At 30.3% G+C, this 21,474-nt stretch carries 16 protein-coding genes; 6 read left to right on the top strand and 10 right to left on the bottom strand.

Features of this window, described 5'->3' with window-relative positions; translation table 11 throughout:
* Window positions 1-5: 5 nt before the first annotated feature.
* Genes OH814_RS05500 through OH814_RS05490 form a run of 3 tightly spaced genes read left to right on the top strand, consistent with a single transcriptional unit; the run spans window position 6 to window position 3,158 of the window.
* The gene (locus OH814_RS05500) at window positions 6-1,469 is read left to right on the top strand and encodes a phospholipase D-like domain-containing protein (protein ID WP_308827445.1); all 1,464 of its coding nucleotides are present in this window, start codon (window positions 6-8) and stop codon (window positions 1,467-1,469) included.
* Entirely contained in the window at window positions 1,462-2,043 is a 582-nt protein-coding gene (locus OH814_RS05495; RefSeq protein WP_308827444.1) for a hypothetical protein, read from the top strand. Before OH814_RS05500 ends, OH814_RS05495 begins: the two co-directional genes overlap by 8 nt.
* Window positions 2,043-3,158 carry a Card1-like endonuclease domain-containing protein gene (locus OH814_RS05490; RefSeq protein ID WP_308827443.1) on the top strand — a complete coding sequence of 372 codons (1,116 nt, stop codon included), beginning with the start codon at window positions 2,043-2,045 and terminating at the stop codon, window positions 3,156-3,158. Before OH814_RS05495 ends, OH814_RS05490 begins: the two co-directional genes overlap by 1 nt.
* Before the next feature lie 13 nt (window positions 3,159-3,171).
* Here the strand turns inward: OH814_RS05490 and OH814_RS05485 are convergent, their stop codons facing one another.
* The 5 genes from OH814_RS05485 to OH814_RS05465 all read right to left on the bottom strand — a co-directional run bounded on the left by OH814_RS05485 (window position 3,172) and on the right by OH814_RS05465 (window position 11,138).
* Window positions 3,172-6,522: a DEAD/DEAH box helicase family protein gene (locus tag OH814_RS05485; protein WP_308827442.1), complete on the bottom strand. Its 3,351-nt coding sequence runs from the start codon at window positions 6,520-6,522 to the stop codon at window positions 3,172-3,174.
* Window positions 6,512-8,371, bottom strand: coding sequence for a hypothetical protein (locus tag OH814_RS05480; RefSeq protein WP_308827441.1), 1,860 nt, complete (start codon window positions 8,369-8,371; stop codon window positions 6,512-6,514). The genes OH814_RS05485 and OH814_RS05480 overlap by 11 nt, the downstream gene beginning before the upstream one ends.
* Window positions 8,372-8,378: 7 nt before the next feature.
* Window positions 8,379-9,653, bottom strand: a complete 1,275-nt coding sequence (locus OH814_RS05475) for a DUF6361 family protein (protein WP_308827440.1) — start codon at window positions 9,651-9,653, stop codon at window positions 8,379-8,381.
* Between the two features lie 11 nt (window positions 9,654-9,664).
* Window positions 9,665-10,360 carry a hypothetical protein gene (locus OH814_RS05470; protein ID WP_308827439.1) on the bottom strand — a complete coding sequence of 232 codons (696 nt, stop codon included), beginning with the start codon at window positions 10,358-10,360 and terminating at the stop codon, window positions 9,665-9,667.
* Window positions 10,361-10,445: 85 nt separating this feature from the next.
* Complete coding sequence (locus OH814_RS05465) at window positions 10,446-11,138, bottom strand: hypothetical protein (RefSeq protein ID WP_308827438.1); 693 nt, start codon at window positions 11,136-11,138, stop codon at window positions 10,446-10,448.
* 181 nt (window positions 11,139-11,319) lie between these two features.
* On the opposite strand from OH814_RS05465, the gene OH814_RS05460 reads away from it, so the two are divergent.
* On the top strand, window positions 11,320-12,597 hold the full coding sequence (locus tag OH814_RS05460; protein WP_308827437.1) for a DUF3945 domain-containing protein: 1,278 nt from the start codon (window positions 11,320-11,322) through the stop codon (window positions 12,595-12,597).
* Between the two features lie 41 nt (window positions 12,598-12,638).
* Here OH814_RS05460 and OH814_RS05455 read toward each other — a convergent pair whose 3' ends face one another.
* The gene (locus OH814_RS05455; protein ID WP_308827436.1) at window positions 12,639-13,520 is read right to left on the bottom strand and encodes a hypothetical protein; all 882 of its coding nucleotides are present in this window, start codon (window positions 13,518-13,520) and stop codon (window positions 12,639-12,641) included.
* A gap of 278 nt (window positions 13,521-13,798) precedes the next feature.
* Between OH814_RS05455 and OH814_RS05450 the strand changes: the two genes are divergently transcribed.
* On the top strand, window positions 13,799-14,860 hold the full coding sequence (locus tag OH814_RS05450) for a hypothetical protein (protein ID WP_308827435.1): 1,062 nt from the start codon (window positions 13,799-13,801) through the stop codon (window positions 14,858-14,860).
* On the top strand, window positions 14,860-16,392 hold the full coding sequence (locus OH814_RS05445; RefSeq protein WP_308827434.1) for a hypothetical protein: 1,533 nt from the start codon (window positions 14,860-14,862) through the stop codon (window positions 16,390-16,392). Before OH814_RS05450 ends, OH814_RS05445 begins: the two co-directional genes overlap by 1 nt.
* 168 nt (window positions 16,393-16,560) lie before the next feature.
* Here the strand turns inward: OH814_RS05445 and OH814_RS05440 are convergent, their stop codons facing one another.
* The 4 genes from OH814_RS05440 to OH814_RS05425 are packed head-to-tail and all read right to left on the bottom strand — an operon-like array spanning window position 16,561 to window position 21,434.
* Window positions 16,561-17,433 (bottom strand): hypothetical protein, encoded by an 873-nt coding sequence (locus OH814_RS05440; RefSeq protein ID WP_308827433.1) that lies wholly within the window; start codon window positions 17,431-17,433, stop codon window positions 16,561-16,563.
* Window positions 17,426-20,227 carry an N-6 DNA methylase gene (locus OH814_RS05435; protein WP_308827432.1) on the bottom strand — a complete coding sequence of 934 codons (2,802 nt, stop codon included), beginning with the start codon at window positions 20,225-20,227 and terminating at the stop codon, window positions 17,426-17,428. The genes OH814_RS05440 and OH814_RS05435 overlap by 8 nt, the downstream gene beginning before the upstream one ends.
* Window positions 20,228-20,250: 23 nt before the next feature.
* A complete protein-coding gene (locus tag OH814_RS05430; RefSeq protein WP_308827431.1) occupies window positions 20,251-20,508 on the bottom strand; it encodes a hypothetical protein in 258 nt (85 codons plus the stop codon).
* Between the two features lie 14 nt (window positions 20,509-20,522).
* On the bottom strand, window positions 20,523-21,434 hold the full coding sequence (locus OH814_RS05425) for a DUF5655 domain-containing protein (RefSeq protein WP_308827430.1): 912 nt from the start codon (window positions 21,432-21,434) through the stop codon (window positions 20,523-20,525).
* Window positions 21,435-21,474 lie beyond the last annotated feature (40 nt).

The following is a 21,474-nucleotide window of genomic DNA, read 5'->3' as shown; positions in this document are numbered from 1 at the left end:
AAATAATGGATTATAATTTAACACTTGAAGATGAGTTGAGAAGTGGTTTTTTTATAGCCAATTCCAGATACAATTTTAAGCGAATTAACAAGAAATATAATCATCTCTTTTTAGTTGACGAAGAAGAGAGAGGTTTGAGAGATGAGATTTTTACAATTATCCAAAACGCCCAAACTACTTTAAAAATTTGTACATTTATCATAACCGATGAAGAAATTGTTAATGAGATACTTCATAAAGTGAATCAGTCAAACATTGCCATATTTATTATTACACAATTGGATATGGGTAAAATAAAAAACAGACAATTACGTAGAAGTACTCAAGATGATGATGATTTGTTTAATACTGTAGATGTAAATAATCACCTCTCTAATGTGAAAAAGTTAGTTGATGCTGGTGTACACGTGAGAGCTGCTAGTAATGTTCATGCAAAATTTATCATTGCAGACAGAACTAACGGAATGATTATGAGTTCAAATTTTACTACATATTCACTTACCTTAAATGTGGAGTCTGGAGTTTACATTGATCGTGTGGCATCTGCAGAATTGGATCAATTGTTTGACGCCATTTATCAAGTTGGTACTTCTTACAATACATTTTCTACAATAAATAAGAAGAACAAGATATTTACATCGGAAAATGAACTTGATATAAACTCTAAACATTTACCTAAAAGTGAATCGAATTTGAGATATACATATAATAAATTAAATAATTCGCTTTATGAAGAAATTGTAAACATTGTTACAAATGCTGATGAATATGTATTTATTTCGTCATATTCTATAATTGCTTTGGATAGATTACCTGAATTTTTATCCGCAGTTACACATGCCATTGAAAGAGGTGTTTGGATAGGAGTATTTTGTCGCGGAATGAATAATCGTCTCGATCATTTAGAATCTTGTAGATTATTAAAAAGTTTGGGTTGCCATATTATGGCTGATTTGTATAATCATTCTAAAGGGGTTTTATCAGAGAAAAATGGTATGTTGTTTACAGCCAATATCGATGGTAAATATGGCCTTATTGATGGTTTTGAGGTTGGATATGTATTAAGTGAACAGCAGCAAGAAGAATTTTTGGATTTTCATAAGTATTTAATGGATAATAATATTTATCTCTTTAAAACTGATGTAAAACGTAAAATAATCTTTGAAACATTTAAGTTTTATGAGCAACTTAGAAGTCATAGAACCCCCTTTGATTCTAATGATCTCGAATTTTTGATTAAACCAGCTCATAAAGATAGTTTTAAAGAGATATCTGAATCTTTACTTTTTTTAGGAAAAAAAAATGATAATGGATTAACTAAATATATTCTCATTGTAGATCACACTTGTTACGAGTGCCACTTTTCAAATAATAAAATTACACCGCTCAGAACAATTAATTACCCATATGAAATTGAAAAATATTTTATTAAATATTCTAATCTTAAAGTAAGCTACATCAATGAATAATTTTGAAAACGATTTAACACAATGGAATAGTCTTGCCATGGCGGGCGAGTTTGACAAAGCACAAAAGCTTTACTATGACGAACTATTTGAGACAATTATAGAAAAATTTGTTACAAAACATGAAGGTTCGTTACAAAGAGGAGGGGTGCTTTTTTCAATGTTAGGTTTCTCTCCTGAGCCTATTATCTTATCTGCTCGTTTGATTCAACCTGATAGTCATGTTATATTTACTACAAATAATAAAGAGTCAAATAACAGTGGGGATATTATTGAAAGATTTTTAGAGCATAGTTATGCTATTACCTATCTGGAAAATGAAGATTTTAATATTGTTTATAGTGCATTAAAAGAAACTGTTATTCAAAATCCTAAATCCCAGATTGTTATCGATATTACTGGAGGTAAGAAATCAATGGTTGCTGCAGCCGCAATTTTCGGAAAAGACTTTGGTTGTAATGTGATCTATGTTGATTTTGAACATTACATCAAAGAACTGCGAAAACCCTTACCTGGGTCGGAAATAATGAAATTAGTTTATAGCCCAAATATTAATCAACCCGAAATCTTTTTGTAATGAAACATCATATATGTTTAGTAGGTGGACAAATATTGCCACTTTATATGGGAATTGTGGAAAGTAATCCAGATACAATACATTTTTTTTACACTAATGAAACAGAAAATAATGTTAAAATTTTAAAAAGTTTTTTTAAAGAAAAGAAAACTGAATCATACAAATGTAGCGAATCAAATTACACACTTTTTTTACGGGAACTTAATGATTTGCTTAGTAAAATATCTAATAATGAGAATGTGGATTTTAATATCACAGGTGGAACTAAGATTATGGCTCTAGCAGCCTACGATATGATCCGGGAACGAAAAAGCACGGCTTATTATTATAACCAGGACTTATCATATTATGAAGTGCCATCTTTCAAACTTAAAAATGTAAATAATTCTATTAAAATAGTTGATTTTATAAGATTGAGTAATAATTCAATATCATCTTCAACATCTATTTTGGATTATAGCACTGCCGACTTTATGATGGCAAAAAGCATATTTAACTTTAGTAATACAAATTCTAAGCAATTTAATCAAATTCAAAAATACTTTAAGAATCTATTTAATGACTCTGACGAAATACCAATAAAAGGAGATGAAGAAGTTAATGATAATCTTTTTGTCACATGGGATCGAAATTTATTGGAAGTGAATGACTGCTCATCATTACTTTTGGAGGTTACAGGTAATAATATTAAAGATTTGTTTTTTAAGGCAGGCTGGTGGGAACTTGTAACCGCTGCTGCTGTAAAAGATTGGAGTCTTCAGAAAGAGATAGTTATGAATGTTGTTTTCCCCTTCAAAGGCGATACATCTGAAAGTAAAAATGAAATTGATATTTTAATCAATACTGGCCGCAAATTAATTTTTGTTGAATGTAAATCCGGAATTATCAATCAAGCTGATTTGAACAAAATGAAGGCTGTTCGCGAAATCTATGGCGGGCGAATTGCTAAAAGTTTACTGGTATCTAAGTTCAAACCCACAGATAGAATTTTAGAAAAATGCAGTGAACTTGATATAGAAATTTTTTATTATTATGATAAAACTACTAGGGGCACTAATAGTTTAAGTTCAATTCACAAGAAACTTGATGAAATAAATAAAAAATCCTCTATTTAGGATTTTTTATTTACTAATCATTAATAATTGTTGGACAGAGGTTAATTAGAAATTTAATCAGGTTTTCTCTATACTGTTCATTACTGCTATTTTCGCCTAACATGTACACTAATTCTTCCTGGCGAGGCTGACCAAAGGTAAGCCTGTAATTAACCAATACATTTTTAATATAATTTAGTTTGTCAAGATCTCTACTGTAAGGATATAAAGGAATGATGGTTTCAATAGAATTAACGTTATCTTTGTCAGGATAATACCAATACGGAATTAAATCACATTTTCCAAGTTTTTTAGCTTCAACGGTAGTATAGATTATTTTCCAAATATTATCATTATTCAAAATCTGTAGCTTTTGTATGTCCAGAGATGCAATCATTTTATTCCGGATGTTAAATCCTTTATATCTCTTTATTCTACCTTCTCTTTGTTCTAAATCAATAGGGTTATGCGGAAGATTCCAATGAATTATTTTATTACAGTAATAATGAAAATCTAGGCCTTCCTGACCTATCGATGTTGATGTCAGTACAAAAGGTCTGAAAGGAGAATTAAATGCTTCTCTAATTTTAATAGTTCTATTTGCACTTTTATTATCTGTCTTTCCCTCCATACCAAAAGGCATTGCATAATGAACACGCATTTTTAAGTCTTTATTACTATCGGAAAGGGATTCAAAAGTTTTCACGTCTAATGATGAAGTTGATACAGATAAAATATCAGCAATGAAAATAGCAATATCCCTACTGTTGTAGAGCCCACCTGAATCATGTAGTTGATAGAAAAATTCGTCGAGCATTGCCTGAATATTCCCATTGATACAGTAATCAAGAACATTATTATAATAACCAGTTGTTCTGAAAAACTGCTTTATTATCGAAATGCTTTCAGGTTTATTAAACAACGTACGGAAGCTGTTAGCTACGAAATGAGAAGCATTTATTAATCTTTTTTCTTCAGGGAAAAGTCGATAAAATGCTCGGTATGAACAGATCGCAGGTGATCCTAAACTCATATTTGCAAGGTACTCTGCCAACTGGTCTAAATCATCATTGCTCAACTTAGCAAGTTTGTTTTCAATTGTGTCTTTTTCAAAGTTTTCTTTAAACTGCAAAAAAATATAATTTTTCTCATTGCTTTGATCGTCATTCAGATGATCTAATTCTACTCCTATTTTTTCTGGATTACTAAACCAATTAGAGGATTCATCATGGTGTAGTCTTTTATCTAAAAATAACAGGGAATACCATTTCCAGTCGTTCTTATCTCCATTTTCAATTCCAACTGTTTGAATGTCTAGTTTTTTTAATTCTTTTATAATTTGTTTTTTTAATTCTTTAATCAGCATTTGATCGGATAAACCCTTTTGCAAAAATTTCATCGGATCGATCAATTTGGCCAAACTAATGCAAGGGTACGTCAATGAATAGTTCATCAGGCTACTGTGGCTTTCATTATTTCTATATACTAATAGAGGATAAGGGTATCGTTTTGAATCAGTTTTTGATCTCAATTGACTTTCTTCTTTATGGCGTGCTTCTTTGATCAGAAAATCTCCAACAGAAAGTCTTTCAGCCTCATAAGAAACTAATGTAGAAATCATTCTCGGTACTAGTTTCCATGCCGAAAAGATTAAGGTTTTGGAAAATACATTATTATTGGTTTTAGATAAGGGCCTGTAAGGTAAAGTATTTACATTATAATAGGGTAAGGTAGGAGGTAGCCAGAGGTATTTATATCCCTCATTTCTTAAGTCCTGATACAAAAGCCTTAGTTTTGGATTAGGCTCCAATTGAGATTTTTCAGGGATTAATGGCTTATATTCGATAATCTTATCTTTGCTAATAAAAGCATTCTTAGCCTTTACAACGGTTTTTTTTAAAGCTCCATGTTGATTGAATTTTTGCTGTAAAACCTTGAAATGTTGATATTCGGATAAAAAAGAGAGAGGATAAGGGGCTGACTTTACATACTCCGTAGGAACATTTAATTTGGCACCATATTTTTCATTAAGCTCTTTGACAATCTGATCAATTAAGATAAAATCATACAGGTCTGATTCGTTAACAGGAAGTATTTTAACGTCATTTTCTTTATTTCTATCAAACTTTTCAACTAAATTTCTTTCTGTTCGTGATATTGCATTTTTGTAAATAACCTCAATTTGATTTTTAATTGTAAGTAATTCAGAATCAAGTTTAGTAATTTTTTCAACACTTTTCAATCCTTCAAAATATTTGTGATTGAGCTGATCCAAATGTTTCCAGTCTTCCTTTGAGTAATTAGGAAATAAGAACGTTAGTACACTTTTAAATTCTTGATAATGATCTTCTCCATGCAATTGCTCAAACTTTGTTGCATAGGCTTTATATGGAGTGGCGGATAATAACAAAAGTTTTACATTAGGAATATCAAAAATTTCCTTTGCAAGTTGTATACCTGGATTCTCTACATCATATTTGGAATCTATAATTTGCTTAAATCGTTGAAATTCATCCAAAATAAACAGGTCTGCTTTTAAGTATTGTTTACATGCACTAGCTAAACGAAGACGTATTTCTCCAATAATTTTGTTAACAATCTGTGAATTTGGAATGTAACTACTGGTATTGGAACTTCTTTTATTTTCCGGAATAATGCATTGTAAAATTTCGAGTAAATTCAGTGAGGTATGATTTTCAATATTATGATTGATTTTTTTATAAGCTTTTTGAATTTCTTGTAAAAAAATCGGCTGAACATCATATTGTAAACAGGTTAGGAATTCTTGATTAATATCAGATCTTATTTTCCTCTTTTGATTTGAAATATCATTTTCCCAATTCTTACTACTCACCGTTGCTCTCAAAAACCATTTAAGTGCTGTCTTACGTTTTCGGAAATAACTTGTAGTAGACAATATTCTGTAAATTAAAATTCTCTCGTCTTTTTTTCCTGCTTTGCTGTTGGTATCAAATGATGTGCTGGGAGTTAAGGCTTTTATTTTGAGACGAAATTTATTTGCATTCTTTATATCCTCGAAAGCAAGCGATGTTAAACGGTCATCCTCATCAGAGAAATCCAAGACCTCACCGCTGTCGAAATCTGCAGTTCCTGCAAAGGGGACTAGCTTAGCAATGTTTTGTTTAGCTAGCGCTTTGTTTGAGCAGATATATATGACTTTAAAGTCATTATTTTTATCAAATGCCTCTAAGTAAAGCTTAGCGATAATACCTTTTGCAACGATAGTTTTACCAAGTCCCACTTCATCAGCAATTAGAAAACGATGATTACCTTGTCTATAACTCTCTAATGCTTTTTCGACAGTTTTTAATTGAAAATCTTTTAACTTGTCTATTGTGTTAGATATTGCTTGTTTAATTTCCATCGTCTAGGACTTTTTTAAATGTATCAAGTAAACCCATTAAATTTTCATCTATTAATGTTTGATCTTCTAACTGTTCATCTCTCATAGTGTCCATCAATAAAATGACTTGTTGCAGAGAATCTCTATCTCTGCTTAATGCATACAATAATTTTTCATATAAAGGTACCGTACTGGAAATTCTAGAGTTAATAATAGCTGATGGAATAGATTTCCTTTCAGAATCGTTTAGATCAATTTGCGCTAAATTTAAAATTTCTTCTTTTGAAAGTAAATATGATAAGTACTTCATCAATCTGTCTTTATTTCCAATAATGAAACTTAATATTTTTTTTAAACGCTCATCTGGTAAAATAATATCAAATGAACGGACAAAAGATTGAATTAATCGTGAATCAATATAGATTTCGAAAATTAAAAATGGAGTTAATTCTCTTAAATTGAATCCTGTAAATTCGTATTTTTTCTGATTTTTTGCTAGGGTCAAAACATCATTTTTATTAGAGCTTAATAATCTAAATTTTATATTCGATGCTAATGATTCTCTAAGTAATTCTGTACCTATGGTAATAAAAATATTGTATGTATTATCTTTATTAATAGAAAAATTACCTGATATTTTTAATGAGGAAAGTTCATGATTAATTTTTCTGATCTGTTGTTCTGAAATATAATCTTCAATCTCATCAAGTTCTAAAGTACTGTGGTCATAAGGAATAAAAATACCTTCATTTGATTTCTCTGTTTTTATAAGAATTGATCTTAAGTTATCGACAGATGTCAGTTGTTTTTTAGACCCACTTATTTTAGTTAAAAATTCGATATTCCTCTCATGTGCTGGACAAGTACAATTTGCAGATCCAATAAACCAATTTACTTCAACCTTATTCTGACTAACATAAAGTTTTGCATGCAAATTTTGTCCTAAATCAAAATTTTCCTGCGCTTCGTCATCTGACATTAATGATGCATCATTTGTATTTTGCTCCTCTGACATTTCATCAACACGGATACTTTTTTCTAGATTTGGATTAAATTGATAGATATTTTTATTCACCAAAATACTTGGAGGAAGTTTTGAGAACGCAGTGGAAGAGGAAAAAAAATCAACTTGCTTCGCTTTTTTTAAATAGGAATTAAATGTGGTTTTGTCTAAGAATGGACTTATGACAAGTAATTTATCGAATGGGTTGTCTACGTTCGTTAGTGGGTGATTATTGCCTTTTATAATTGGGAAAAATTCTAAAGTTTTACCTGCTAAGTCATTTTCGAAATTTAGATATAAAATATCTTTCTTGATATATTCGGGAATTTCGGTGCCGGATTTTTTTTCTAGATAATCAATAAAATCAAATAGAGGCTTGTTTGAGTTAACTTTCTTTTTTCCTACTTCAGCATTTAATAGTATAGCAGTATCCCAATCCTGACTAAAAGTTAGATTTCTGCTTGTGCAAATAAATTTGTATTTCCTTTCATTTTTATTCTTTTTGTGTACATATCTTATCAGCCATATTTTAGGATGAAATGATTCATTATACCTCTCTGTGGAAATTTCGAAAATACTTTTTTCCCAATAGGCCAGTAAATTACTGTAGTATGCAGGAGTTTTAATTTTACCACTTTGACAAAAGATCATGGCCTTTTTCGGAACTTGTGTTATCGTTGCCAATAGCTCGTTTGTGATGTTTTTATCAGTAATAAGATCTTTTCCAGTAAATAAAGATACAGGCAAAAATAGTAATGCTTCTAAATCTAATGAATAAGTTGTTGCTATGACAAAATCAAAATTATAATCAGGTTCGGGTCTGATACCTTCTCCAAAATTAATACGGTCTTTATGAGGATCTAACATAATATTATTATAATGCTTTTTGAATATCTTGAAACAAGGTCCTTACATTATAAAACCTGTATTGAAATTTCGTTAGACTAATGCGTTTATTAGGGAGTATATCACTGTTATATTGTTTGGTCTGCTGTAATCTTGATTTTCTTCCTTTATTTTGGTACTCTCTACTTTTTAAGAGGGTAACTAAAGGGGTTAATTCTATATTTGGTTGATTGCTAGTAGCTTGTATGAGTTTCCAAAATTCTATAATAAATAATTCTGAAGACTGAATTCTTCTATTAGATAACTTAAAAATATTCTCAAGATCAAAAGAAGATTTATCAATGATTTTATTGTCTAACTGAAGAATCAGTGCTCTAGCTTCTGCTTCAAAGGCTTTTTTATATTCATTTGGATGAAATTTTTTCTGCAAGATATCATCATATAGTAAATGGGCAATCTCAACGATTAAAGCAAAGTTATATGCAGTTTTTAGATTGGTTTTTAGCGATTCTGCGATATCAAGTTCTAAGGCTTTAACGACAAATGCTTGAAAATCTTCACAAGTAAATAGTAATTTCAATAAATTATCATTCGTTACGAAAGATGGAATTAAAGATTTTTGTAAGAGCGGATTTTTAAAATGTACAAATTGGCTTTTTAAAAAATCAGCTTCAGTTGTACTAAGATTTATGGATATATTGTCTGCATCATCCCAATTAATCGCTGGAGCTGGTACATGAATACCAAATATACTATCTTCCCAGTTCATTGTATCATCTCTGTTCTCATCATCTTGCACAATAGACCTCGCTGTAGTTTGATGTTTTTCAATATTACTTAGATAATTTTTTAATGACAATTGGCTATTACTCAAATCTTGACTATTAATGCAACCAAAAGTATTAAGCCCAGTCCAATAAATCTCGGAAGGATTACGCTTAACTCGTTTATTTTCAGATAGTGTAACTCCGATAATGCGTGTGTTCTTTTGGCCAACGTACTTATTTCTTAACAAGTTTTTAATCTTATGTTCTTCATCCTGTAAATAGCTTAGTAATGTACTCTTTGCATTTTTATTTTTTGGATAACGAATATAACCCAGTAGAATATAAGGGACAATAAAAAAGTATTTGGCTCTTGTTTGAATGGTCGAAATACCAGGAAAAAGAAGATCTGAAATATTATCTCTTAAATATCCAACTCCGAGTTCATCTAATTGTCCTTCGGGACGAATTCTTTCAATAATTTGTTTTACCCGTTCTCTGTCTCGTGTGCTAAAATCTATCCAACCTATTTGTGTCATGTTTTTACTTTTTATTGTGTCCTGATTATAGGTGCACGTTTCGTTGCTTCCTGATCAGCATCTTTAATTAATTTTACAGAATCTTCGATATAGAATGTTTTTAGGGTTTTATTATTCGTGATATCCAGCTCTTTTATTGATGTATCGAGTAGATACAATTGTACCAATTCTTTATTTTTTGATAGATCAAGGTTGACCAGTGGTTTACATCCGTCAAGATTAAGCGTGTGGAGGGCTGGAAATTTTCTGGTGTCGAAGTCAGTAAATAAATTATCTTGTAAATAAATGTATTTTATGTTTTTAGAGTTTAACTGAATTTTGGTTAATCCCAATCTGAAAGCATAAATACCTTTCAAATTAACCAAACCTTTTAAATTTAGAACTCCAATTTTAGTGTTGTCACCTATATATAGATTTTCAAGCTTTGTAAGTTTGTTTACAGTAGAAAAATCTGAAATATTATTCTTGCGCAGATTAAGTTCATTCAAATTCTGAAAGTGTTCAAGACCGCTTAAATCGAAAATATTCTTTTCATCGAGTTTTAGTTCGGTTACGGTGTTTATTTCTGAAACTTCTAATTTTCCGTTATTGTTTTCATCGAACTGCTTTAAGAGAGCCGTTTTGAGGTTGTTGTCTTTAATGGAAATTTCTTGTGCAGCAATGTTGATGGATAGAATGACTGCAAATGTTGATATAATTTTAAGCATTTTTGAAATGTATGTTATAAAAGTAGGATCGATAATTTATAAGAACCTTAATTGAATTCTACAATGATTTATACCTATAATAATTCTATTTATTATTGTTAAAGTTGTCAAATAATTCCTGTAATGTAAATACTTCATGCTTAGCTAAAAAATTTTCTTTAATTATAATGTATAATTTCGAGTAAGATTTTGGAAGATATAACCTCTCTTTAATATATTGATCTATATATTTCAAAATAGTATCTTTTCGAGTGTGGATGCAGAGAAACACAGCATTTTGAAAATTATACTTGTTTAAATAAATGGTTAATTTAAAGAAATCCCAAAGAAATCTTTTATAAGGCAATTCTCTTTCGGTTTTTACTTCAGCGATGAGACGTTGATTGTCAGGGTTCGTATCACCCTGATTTTTATGGATAAAGAAATCAGGAATTAAGTTTAACTCTTCAATTAAATCAGCCTCTTTATCTAAAATCATTTCAATCTTATAAGCAGCCTCTTCGATTTCCACGTCTTTATACTCGGAAAAAATAAATTTTTTAGGAATTTGAAAATGCCTTGTTAATTCGTCAGGTTCTAAGATTTCTTTTTTGTAGCTGAGTATAGCGTATTGTTCGTTTAGTTTAGTAACAAAATTATTTTCGTATGTTGTCGATCGTTTACTATCAATAGTAAGCGTATCATTTTGGAAAGTAACTTTAGTCGTTTGATAGTCAATTTCTTTAATATTTTCTAATGCCTTTAGAAAATTATTAATAGCTGGGTTATTAGTTTTCATTTTTTGTTATCTATCTCAAATCTACAAAAGTTTACAGAAAGCTATATCATAATATGTAGAAATAAAAATAATAAAACTTTAAAAGAAATTACCCCCTGAATGCCAAACTATACATCTTTCAATTAATTAATCGATTGCTATTAAAGAACTTCCTAGTTTGAGTTTCTAATGATACAGTGTTATGAAAACAAATAATGGTAAGGAATCTACTGAAAAAATTAAAGTTCAGGATACACTACTTGCTCTTCACCACCAAACCAATACCATTGGAATAGTGCAAGGAGTTGATTTGAATGGAGAGCTAATAGTTGATGTCTCCAAGGAGTCTTATAAAAATGGGTTGCGTTTTGATCGGGGAGATGACCGTTTTCTCGAGATATACAGTACATTCTATCATCAGCTAAAAAATCCGGATGAGTTTTCATTTTTTAAAGTGACTGAATTTGAAGCCGAGCAGACTGTAAAAGATTTACAGCATTATATTGATACCGCTTCTGATGATGAAAAAGAAAAACTGAATGAATACTCCGTTTCTATAGATAAAGTGGAGGCGCAGAAAGAATATATTGCTAGAACTCAGAAAGAACGTTATCAATATGATGTCGAGCAGGTCGATTGGAAAATGATGTCTCAGATTGGATTGACCAAAGAAAAGCTGGAAAGTATGGGAGCATTGGAATCTTTGCTTAAGGGATATAAAACATCAATGCTTATCCCGGTGAAGATTGACCTTGGAACAGTTGTCGTTATACTGGATGCGCGCTTGTCTTTAAAGGTTAATGAGGTCGGAAAGCTTGAAACTCGGATTCATCCTATTAGGAAGGAATGTGATTTTACAAAACCTTTCTTTGGGCATCAGTTCAGCCAAGGGGATCAAAAAAAATTACTGGAAATTGGGAATATGGGACGGGTGGTGGAGTTGATACATCCTATAACTGGAGAGGTAATTCCTTCTTTGGTCAGCAGAGATAAGCTGACCAATGACTTAGTGCCGCTTAGAGTTGATTTGGTAAGAATTCCTTTGGTGATAAAAGGGGTGACACTGGATGAGTTACAGAAGAAGACGCTAAAAGAGGGAAAGCCATTGTATATTGAAAATATGCTTTCCAGGAGAGGCACACTTTTTAACGCAACGGTTCAGTTTAATACAGATAAAAGGTATGTTGAGTTTTTATTTCCTCGTAATATTAGTAATTTGAATTTAGATTCAAATCTTAGTTTTAAAAAAGATGTTCCGGCTACTTTTAGAGGGAAAAAATTGAGATCGTGGCAGGTAGAGAAATTGAATAAAGGGGAGGTAGCATATATTGATGGGCTCGTGGATCGGAAAGGGAAAAAATATCAGGGGTATTTGAGATTTGATAAAAGGGTGGGAAAGTTTGAGTTTTCTTTTAAGAATGTGTGGAGGGAAAATTTAAAAAACAAGAAATCTGGTATACGTCGAGGTTTGAATTTATAAAAATTTTCTTTTGGTTATATAACTGTATTCTAATACTTACATTAATTGAACTTTTCAAGATTATCTGATTTTGCAACAGTTTTGGCTTTGCCTTTAACCATAGTCTCGGTAACATAAATCAGTTGTCCTTTTTTGTGGGTGTAATAATCTGATTTCAATAACCTAAAGTATCCTTTTCTGAAATGAGGAGTCTTCGAAATTTGAGCTTCGTTAAGATCACAAATATTCTCTGATATTTTGAAAATTACATTTTTATCTGATCTATCTTCACCCCTGGGATAAGAAATTTTTGGAACACCATCTGTAATGCATTCTGGAAAACACTTCATATAGGCAATCGTATTGACTGCAAGTCTGAACATCTTAGACAATGTAATAGATTGTACATCCTGCTTTTTATTTAGATCAGCATAGAATTTGTCTGACAAACGTCCGTTATTTATTCCATGAGAAAAATACAATTCTAAAGTATTATCATCAAATAAGCTCAGCGCAAAAGCAAAACCATTTTTCTCATTTGGTATATGTAAACCAAATGAATAATTAACACAGTTTGCCTTAGTCTTCACTTTAGTATAGATGATTTCCCTTTTTTCACCATTATCATAAAGATACTTTCTAATTCCATCTAAATCTGAAAGGGGAGTACTTTCAAGAAAATCTTGTAAATACTTTTCTAAGAAGAAAATATGCAGTAGTTCCCCTTTGGAATCTTCTCTCCATAGTTCTAAACCGGATACTATTAAATCCTTACTTTGTATGTCTTGGTCTACCGTAGAAGCAGAGTTTAAAATGTTGTACCTCAGTAATGCAAAAATATTGTCATTCGAAAATTTAGGGTACAATTTTTTTGTTTTTCGATAAAGCTCATCCCAATAATATTTTAGAGGGACACTGTATCCTATTTTTTTACCCTTATCCATATTTTTTCCTTTGATCAACTTTAAGCAATTTTCTATATAAACCAAAAATAGTAATTTCTATTTATAATGCAATCTTGTTTTAGAATATGAAAAAACAGTAGGAAAGTTCTGGATTTATGATTTCTTTAAATACTATATGCTGAATTTCAAAGACAATTATTTGTTAATTTTATATTTACGGGAATCCATATTTTTCACAAATGTATTTTTGATATATTTGAATTATCTTAAAACTTTATAATAGCATAAGCTAATAACCCTCTAAAAACTAAAGTCATATGATAGACAGCAATAATTCATCGGAAGAAGAACATATTCCAGAACGTGATCTTCAAATTCACAATACGTCAGCGTTTATTTTAGATATTGAGAAAAAAGAACTTTCACAGTTAGAGGTTGCAGAAAGTGATGAAGATTATTTACGCTTCGTACACGGAATCGTACATGAAGTTTCGACTCAAGATGGTCGTCAGTTTATCGTTAATAGTGAGCATACTGAAGTTTTAAGTATTATTAATGGAATCTTGGACGGAACTCAAGAATTTGAGGAGGTCAAAGTTATTGCAGAAAGACTGTTGAGAGTTGAAATTGATGCTCAAGAACAGATTGCAAAATTGGGGAAACAATTACATGAGGGATTATTGATTATTTCTTATATAACTGACCGGGGAACAGAAAAAATTATTATTTGTAAAGCGGAAACCCTGTCTTACATTGAAAGAACAACTTTTACACAGCAAGATGGCTTTCCTATCAAGAAAAAGATTTTTAAATCAGCCCAAATTGTTTTTGATGAATCTCATGAAATTACAGACATATTAATCAATGATATTAATGATACCATTCCTAAGTATTGGTGGGATGGGTTTTTGGAGTTATCAAAGAAGTATGATGATGAGGAAAATACCAAAAGAGCCTTTACAATGATCGATTCAAAAGTCTTGACAAAGATCAAAAAAGAATCTAATCCTGATTACTGGAATCTCAGAAGTACTACAATCCACTATTTTCGATCAAATGATGAGTTTGATATTGACGATTATATTGAAAAATGTTTCAATCGTTATACTCCTGAGTTTGAAGATCTGGACTTAAATAAGTTTAAAGATACAATACGGGAGCTGCCAAGAAAACAGAACTTTGATACTCGATTTAGTCTAGTTAGAAAAGCAATAACCGCTAAGGTTAAATCAACGATTAAGCTTGAGGAAAACATAGATCTTGTGCTTAAAGGAGAAGTGCATTCCGGAACTATTGAAGGCTTTGTGAATGGTAATCAAGAGAAAGGAATTTTTATAAAAACGTCTAAAGGCTATGAAGAATTTAAAAAACCTTCATGATGAGCTATAAGAATTTCATAGAATTATTTGGTAACCCTTCAGCTATTGTATCTGAGAGTGAGAACTTCAAAACTTTAGAATTGGAGTATGAGTTTTCAAGTATCAACTTGCCAAAGGAAGAAAATTTTAGATACTTTTTTAACAGAATAAGGGCCGAAGATAAATGTGAGATTTTCTTTTCTATTGATGATGGAGAAGCTATTGCTATTACAAAAGATGCTGACTTTACGTCAGATTTAGAAAATGTAAAAATACTTTTTTCAGGACATGAGGAAGGTGAAATTGTAAATCTGAAAATAAATATTTATAAAGAAAACGACGGAAACAGTTTTTACTTTTACTCCAGAGACTGTTTCTTTAACTATATTCAATCATTTGATACATATGGTTTGGCAAGTTTTTTTTCTAGTGATTTTTTTGATCACAATTCAAAAATAAATATTGTTATCAGAGATTTTGTGGGAACTTTAAGCAGTGATAAAATTACCATCGCTACTTCATATGATCCACAAATTGAGGAATTCGAAAGCAGAGAAAAACGATTTAACAACATCATTGCTAATAACCACTCGTCATTTTTTGGAAAGCTAAAGGTCTTGCCTGAAGATTTTATTTTCGAAGGAGATGGATCATTGAAACAGAGTGTTAAGGAGCACATTGAAAAAGTTGCCAAAGTTTTGGTTATTTCTGCTATCTTCGATATTACTGATCTTGCAGGCAATGTATTCTATTATAAACTAAATGGATATAAATCTATAAGTCATACGGAGAAGATTGAGGATATTAGTACCAAAAACTTAGAAGATTTCTACAATATTTACCAATGGATTTATGTAGGTGGAAATATTGTAGATAAAATTGGTTTGGCGCGTAATATTATTTCTCTTCATCTTAAAGATAATGCATTGCTTGAGCTTAAAGGGAATGTATTCGGATCGCTGAAATCAAGTTTCAAAATTTATGAGAAACAAAATATAAAACAATATATTGAGGTAAGAAATAAAATGTCGGATCAGTTGCTGGACTACAGTAAGCGAGTAGTAACAATAACTGATAATTTTGCAAGTGGTTTTCAAAAATCTGCATTGGCGCTTGTTACCTTTTTTTCCTCACTGATCGTAACTAAGGTGTTGGCTGCTCCAAAAAATAATGAAGATTTTATTCTTTATAGTACCCTAATTACTGGTGTTTTTATTGTTGTTACCTTATTATATATGCTTGTTTCAAGAGCTGAATTAATTCAGCAGGAGAAAAGATTCGAAAAAAGTTATGAGGATTTTAAAAAAAGATATACTGATTTACTGACGGATGAAGATATTGAGAGAATCGTTAATAATGATGAGGAGCATAAAGCTGATGTAGCCTTTATTAAATCTAAGCTTCGATGGTACACGAATTTATGGATTGGTGTTTTATGTGCTATTGTTTTGGCAACGTTGATTTATTATTTTGGAGCAAAAAAGATTGAAAGTGATGAGCAACTTCATTTTGCTGGAATTTTTATACAAATTTTACATGATTTTGTACTTTAATTATATCTTTTCTATAAAGTTAAGCTTGCTACAATGAATGCTTTCTATATTTCTATCAATATCTTTGTTAGAAGTGATTTTAGATTTTTGTACTTTTTTAAACATAATATTTGATAAATTAAGTACCACTCTTTATTTAAATTGTTAAAAAGTGATACTTAATAAGCTCTAATATTGCTTTGACCATATAATTATTTCCATCAAACTATTAATCAGGCTCTTTAGTGTATATGAAGAAATACTATATCCTGTACTAGAACTAGCATGTAAAAATTCACTGCATGTACTATGGATAAATTTAGTTTGGCTCTGAACCGTACTATCTTGGTAAACTATTGAAGTTGGTACGAATGTAGGACGTACAGGATTGCCAAGAAGATGTTTGTAAAAATCAGCCGTAAAAGATGGAGAACCATTTGAATTCACAAATCTGTTAGGGACTATATTTTTATTCCTGCTATTTAGCGATTTGTAAACTTCCTCATGTATCTCTCTAATATCTCCTATAAGTCCAGTAAAATTTACAGGATTACTTTCATTATAGTTTTTTAAAATATTTAGCATCTTGATTTCTTTGGCGGCAGGTAATTTATTGTTTTCAAACGCTTCAAAAACTGCGATGTTCTCTCTTCTGAATTTAAATTGATCAAAATTTTGTATGCAAATTTCGAGTTGATCAAGTAATGCTTCTTGATCAGTCGGTTTTTTAATAAAAACAGCTTCTTTCTTAAATAAACTTTTAAATTTATCGTATTCTGACTTATCACCTGTAAACAAGAATCTTTTGAATCCAGGAATAGAAATGTCTAAGTATTGTAAAGCAACCGGAATAAAGGAAGAATCTTCAATTGCTTGATTTTCATCGATTATGCCCTTAATGTCTAGAACTACGGCAGCAAATTTGTGAGCTTGTGAGGGTAAAAGCCCTTGTAGGTCATTAAAATTGTTTCCTGTAGCAACATTTATCCCTCTGGTTTTTGCCATATTTACAAAACTTGTGCAAAAATTTGGATCATCGTCAATTAGAATTATGTTATTCATATTCTTCGTTGTTTTTTATTGGTATTTCTATGGTTAAAAAAAATCCGTTTTTGTATTTCTCATCAATTTTTATAGCTCCATCATGACCCTCAATCACTTTACTAATCAAATTACCTCCAATTCCAAATCCACCACTTTTATTACCTTTTACAAATGGAGTTACAAAATCTTTTTGAGTCAATTTAAATCTCTCTCCATTGTTTGAATATTCAATAATTAGAGTGTTAGTATTTGAATTTTCTTTAATGTTAAAAAGAATCTGATATGATTTATTGTTTTTATTAATAAAACCATGCTTTTCCGCATTAATTAACAAGCTATCCAGCGCTTCTTTAAAAAAAGATTTATCAATATAAGTAATAATAGAATTTCCTTTTACAACTATTTTGTAAGCTTCTCCAATAAGTACTTTTTTTTGCTTAACATACTCGTTTAAGAACTCTTTTATATCTACTTTTTCAAATGCGTCTGGAGAAATGGCCATATTTAATGCTTTATTTACATTATCAATCGTTTCAGCTAAGTATTCCGAATCATTTACAAATGTCAATATTAATTCAGATAGACTATTATTCTCAGCTTCTGTAATAAGATCAAGTAAGTCAGGATCGATATTTTGTATTTCATTATACTCTTTTGTTTCTCCTAATTTGTTGTTCTTAACAATTAGTTCAATCCTTTTTGTAAGGTTCGAAAGAGCAAGAAATTTTGGATTTAATTGATGAGTTAGAGCCTTTATTATAGTGCTTTCAGTATCTTTAATTTCCTCTTCATAACCTAAAGCTTTTTTTCTTTCTTCGAATCTTCTGTTTTCTTCAGCAATTAAATTAATTTTTTGAGTATTAATGAATTTTGCTTGTACTTCTAAGGTATCATAAGGTATAATAACTTTTTCAATATCCGTTTTATTTAAGTATGGTATCGGCGATCCTACTCTTCGTGAGCTGATTTGATTATCAATAAATATTGAATTCAGTTGATAGTACAAGTAATTTAAGTCGATATCCACATTTTCTAGTGGCATTAAAGCAAATACTCCGCTATGAATTAAAATTTTTGGTAATAATTCGGTAGGCTTAAATATTGTCGGTTTTAAATTATCGCCGATTTTAGCTATAAGAATAGACTCCCGATCAATCACTGAAGCTGAAAACTTTTTTTCGGTCCAGACAATATCTAAGTCAGAATAATTTACATTAAGATTAATATCTAGTATATCTTTTGATAAATTTTCAATTTTAATTATTGGTAAGTCACCGCTAGCTACTAATTCCTGCTTAGATGGTTGTTTACCAGAAACTATACGCGCAATATCTTTTAATTGTTTACCGGTTCCATCTTTCAGCATTGAATTTATTATTGAAAATTCAATGTCATATTTTTCCGCCGATAGGCTTAATTCACTGTCTAGGTCCTCAATATCTATAATCTGAGTAAATTTAGGACTCGAAGTTTCACTAAAATATTCGCGAACTATTCTTTCATTATCAAGTAGTAGATATTTCTTAGTTTCTTCTATAGCAGATATTTTAATAAACTTCACCTTATTTTTCAAATAATAAGGTTTGTCTTTATTTATTATTAAAATTGATGCTTTGGCTTCAGTATATGGCCTAAATGTCCCACGTGGTAAGCTTATGATTGCCTCTACTACATCATCATCTATTAGTATTTTTCTTATTTCTTTTTCTTTTCCTCTTTTTGTTAAAAAACTATCAGAAACTGTTACGATTGCTTTGCCAGCAGCAGAAAGCTTATAATAGCTAAAGAGAACCAAGGAGTTAAAACTTTTTCCTGATTTTGCGGGCTGAACATTATATTGATTATAAAGCATAAAATGTTCATAAGAATTTGTTATACCTTTTATAGGTAAATCACCAATGATATATTCATATTTATTCTCATTATTTATTTCAGAAAAGCAATCTTCAGCAACGATAGAAGATAGATAATCTCCGCCATACATCATGATGTTCATATTGCCAAGCTTTGCAATACGTTTATTAATTTCCGAACCTTTAATGCGTATATTTCTGTTTAAATTATATGCCTTAGTAAGTAGTCCTCCTAGTCCAGAAACTGGATCGTATACTGAATCTCCATCGGATAGTCTAAGTAATTTAGAAATAAGAATTCTGATTGATTCAGGTGTTGAGTTTTCATAATTAAAATGTTCTCTAGAGCTTAAATAAAGTAAATATTCATATATATTTCCAAATTCAAAATCTGAAAATGATGAAGTGTTTACTTGTAAAATCACTCTCCTAATAGCTTCTCTTTTTGTTGAATCTAATTTGAGGATATCCTCTGCAAGATCTGTAAAAATTCGATCTGGAGCAATTGACAGATGATCTATCTCTTTTAGAGATGCTATCCATTCTTTTCCTCCGTCTATAAAATGATTTTTAGAAGGTTCTAAATCAATAAAATTAAATGGATATCCTCTACCCGGTCGCTCATTAATATCAATCAATCTTTTATAAAAAAATAAAACAGCAATGATATATTGAATTTGAGATTCAGAGAAAATTCCTCTTAGTATTTCTTTGAGATATAAATAGCTTGTAATGATATTTTTCCAATGGTAATCATCTGATAAAATAATTATTCCATTTATGTTTTCGAATAAGGAAGGATAATTTTTAACACGAATATTGATTTGATTACTATTAAGTGGTTCTCTATCATTTCGTTCATAGTATCTGTTTGAATTAATTGCTAATGCAATATCATCAGCAGACATTGGACGTCCATTTTCTTTTAAAATTCTAACTATAGCTTCATGTAATGTCATTATAGCATTTTTTATTTTAAAGTTTAATTATTATCAAGAACATCATATTTCCACGTATAGTGTGTAGAAATAAATGGCCGTTTATTTTCAGGGTATACGATTTTAGCCTTTATTCTAAATTTTGTACCTACAGGGTAGTCATTTGACATGCTTTTTGAACATTGCACATACATCGTTTCCAAGTAGGGGTCTTGTCCAGCAAGAGGCTTTATGTGGATGGGGCCATGTTTTCCTCTTTCGTTTGTTAAAATACTATGAACAATAATATAGTCGTAATCCATTCTGATCGTATTTTTTATGATAGGGTTTGTTTTACCAAACTCATTATATATTCTAAATGCTGTGTATCTCTAACAATAATTTCATAATCACCGTTTCCATTATGTCCTTTAAGTTCAGAAACATCTCTCATAATATTTTTTGGATCATCTAACTGCCCCTTTTTCAAATTGATCCATATTTTTAATGTATTGGCTTGAACTTCAATATCAACAATATTTGTTTTTGTTTTAAAAGCAATATACCATTTTTTTGGGTGAACTTCAATTTCTGAAGATAGATTCAAAATTGCTCGTCTAAAGTCTTCATACAATTCAATAACTGTGTCATTTTTGCTAGAAAGATATAGCTCTTCAGTATAAACAGTAACTTCCTTTGTCACTTTATTTATAGCGGAGTTTTGCTCTGATTTAACCTCCCTAATATTAGGAGCCGCTTTAGATTTTTTGATAGGATTGATTAATACACTTCCATTTTCATATTGTTTTATTTCCCATAATTCTATGGGTAAATCTTTAAAATTTGAAGCTTGTTTTTGGAAATCTGTAAAGGCAGGGGAGACGAAAACAACTTTAGATTGAGACCAATCAGTATCCGCTCTTTTAATGCTTTCATTTTGGCTTTCATTATATTCTATGATAAAATCTGCTTTATATTCAAGCATTAAATTAAGATAAGAAACTCCTTGGTCAACCACAGAGAAATGTCTTTCTTTTTTATATTCAATGATAATAAAAGAATTGTTTTCTGTATCGTATGCTAATGTATCAATCCTATTAGCTTTAATTGTAAATTCTGATTTGATGAATTTCCATCCAGTCAATATTTCTAAATTGGCTTCGAAAATGTTTTGAATATCTTTTTCCAACTTAAAGTTTTTTTCTTCTAAAGCTTTTAGATTATTTTCGTGTTTTGTAAATAAATGCATCTCTCGTGTATATGATAATATTGAAATTTTAATCAAGGTA

Source organism: Chryseobacterium sp. CFS15, from assembly GCF_031118795.1.
GTDB lineage: Bacteria > Bacteroidota > Bacteroidia > Flavobacteriales > Weeksellaceae > Chryseobacterium > Chryseobacterium indoltheticum.
Note: the sequence above shows the minus strand (reverse complement) of the source record. Positions and strands in the feature narration are given on the sequence as shown.

Coding starts and splice junctions, on each gene's coding strand:
- OH814_RS05500 (WP_308827445.1), top strand. CDS start 6: ATGGATTATAATTTAACACTTGAAGATGAGTTGAGAAGTGGTTTTTTT.
- OH814_RS05495 (WP_308827444.1), top strand. CDS start 1,462: ATGAATAATTTTGAAAACGATTTAACACAATGGAATAGTCTTGCCATG.
- OH814_RS05490 (WP_308827443.1), top strand. CDS start 2,043: ATGAAACATCATATATGTTTAGTAGGTGGACAAATATTGCCACTTTAT.
- OH814_RS05485 (WP_308827442.1), bottom strand. CDS start 6,522: ATGGAAATTAAACAAGCAATATCTAACACAATAGACAAGTTAAAAGAT.
- OH814_RS05480 (WP_308827441.1), bottom strand. CDS start 8,371: ATGTTAGATCCTCATAAAGACCGTATTAATTTTGGAGAAGGTATCAGA.
- OH814_RS05475 (WP_308827440.1), bottom strand. CDS start 9,653: ATGACACAAATAGGTTGGATAGATTTTAGCACACGAGACAGAGAACGG.
- OH814_RS05470 (WP_308827439.1), bottom strand. CDS start 10,360: ATGCTTAAAATTATATCAACATTTGCAGTCATTCTATCCATCAACATT.
- OH814_RS05465 (WP_308827438.1), bottom strand. CDS start 11,138: ATGAAAACTAATAACCCAGCTATTAATAATTTTCTAAAGGCATTAGAA.
- OH814_RS05460 (WP_308827437.1), top strand. CDS start 11,320: ATGAAAACAAATAATGGTAAGGAATCTACTGAAAAAATTAAAGTTCAG.
- OH814_RS05455 (WP_308827436.1), bottom strand. CDS start 13,520: ATGGATAAGGGTAAAAAAATAGGATACAGTGTCCCTCTAAAATATTAT.
- OH814_RS05450 (WP_308827435.1), top strand. CDS start 13,799: ATGATAGACAGCAATAATTCATCGGAAGAAGAACATATTCCAGAACGT.
- OH814_RS05445 (WP_308827434.1), top strand. CDS start 14,860: ATGAGCTATAAGAATTTCATAGAATTATTTGGTAACCCTTCAGCTATT.
- OH814_RS05440 (WP_308827433.1), bottom strand. CDS start 17,433: ATGAATAACATAATTCTAATTGACGATGATCCAAATTTTTGCACAAGT.
- OH814_RS05435 (WP_308827432.1), bottom strand. CDS start 20,227: ATGACATTACATGAAGCTATAGTTAGAATTTTAAAAGAAAATGGACGT.
- OH814_RS05430 (WP_308827431.1), bottom strand. CDS start 20,508: ATGGATTACGACTATATTATTGTTCATAGTATTTTAACAAACGAAAGA.
- OH814_RS05425 (WP_308827430.1), bottom strand. CDS start 21,434: ATGCATTTATTTACAAAACACGAAAATAATCTAAAAGCTTTAGAAGAA.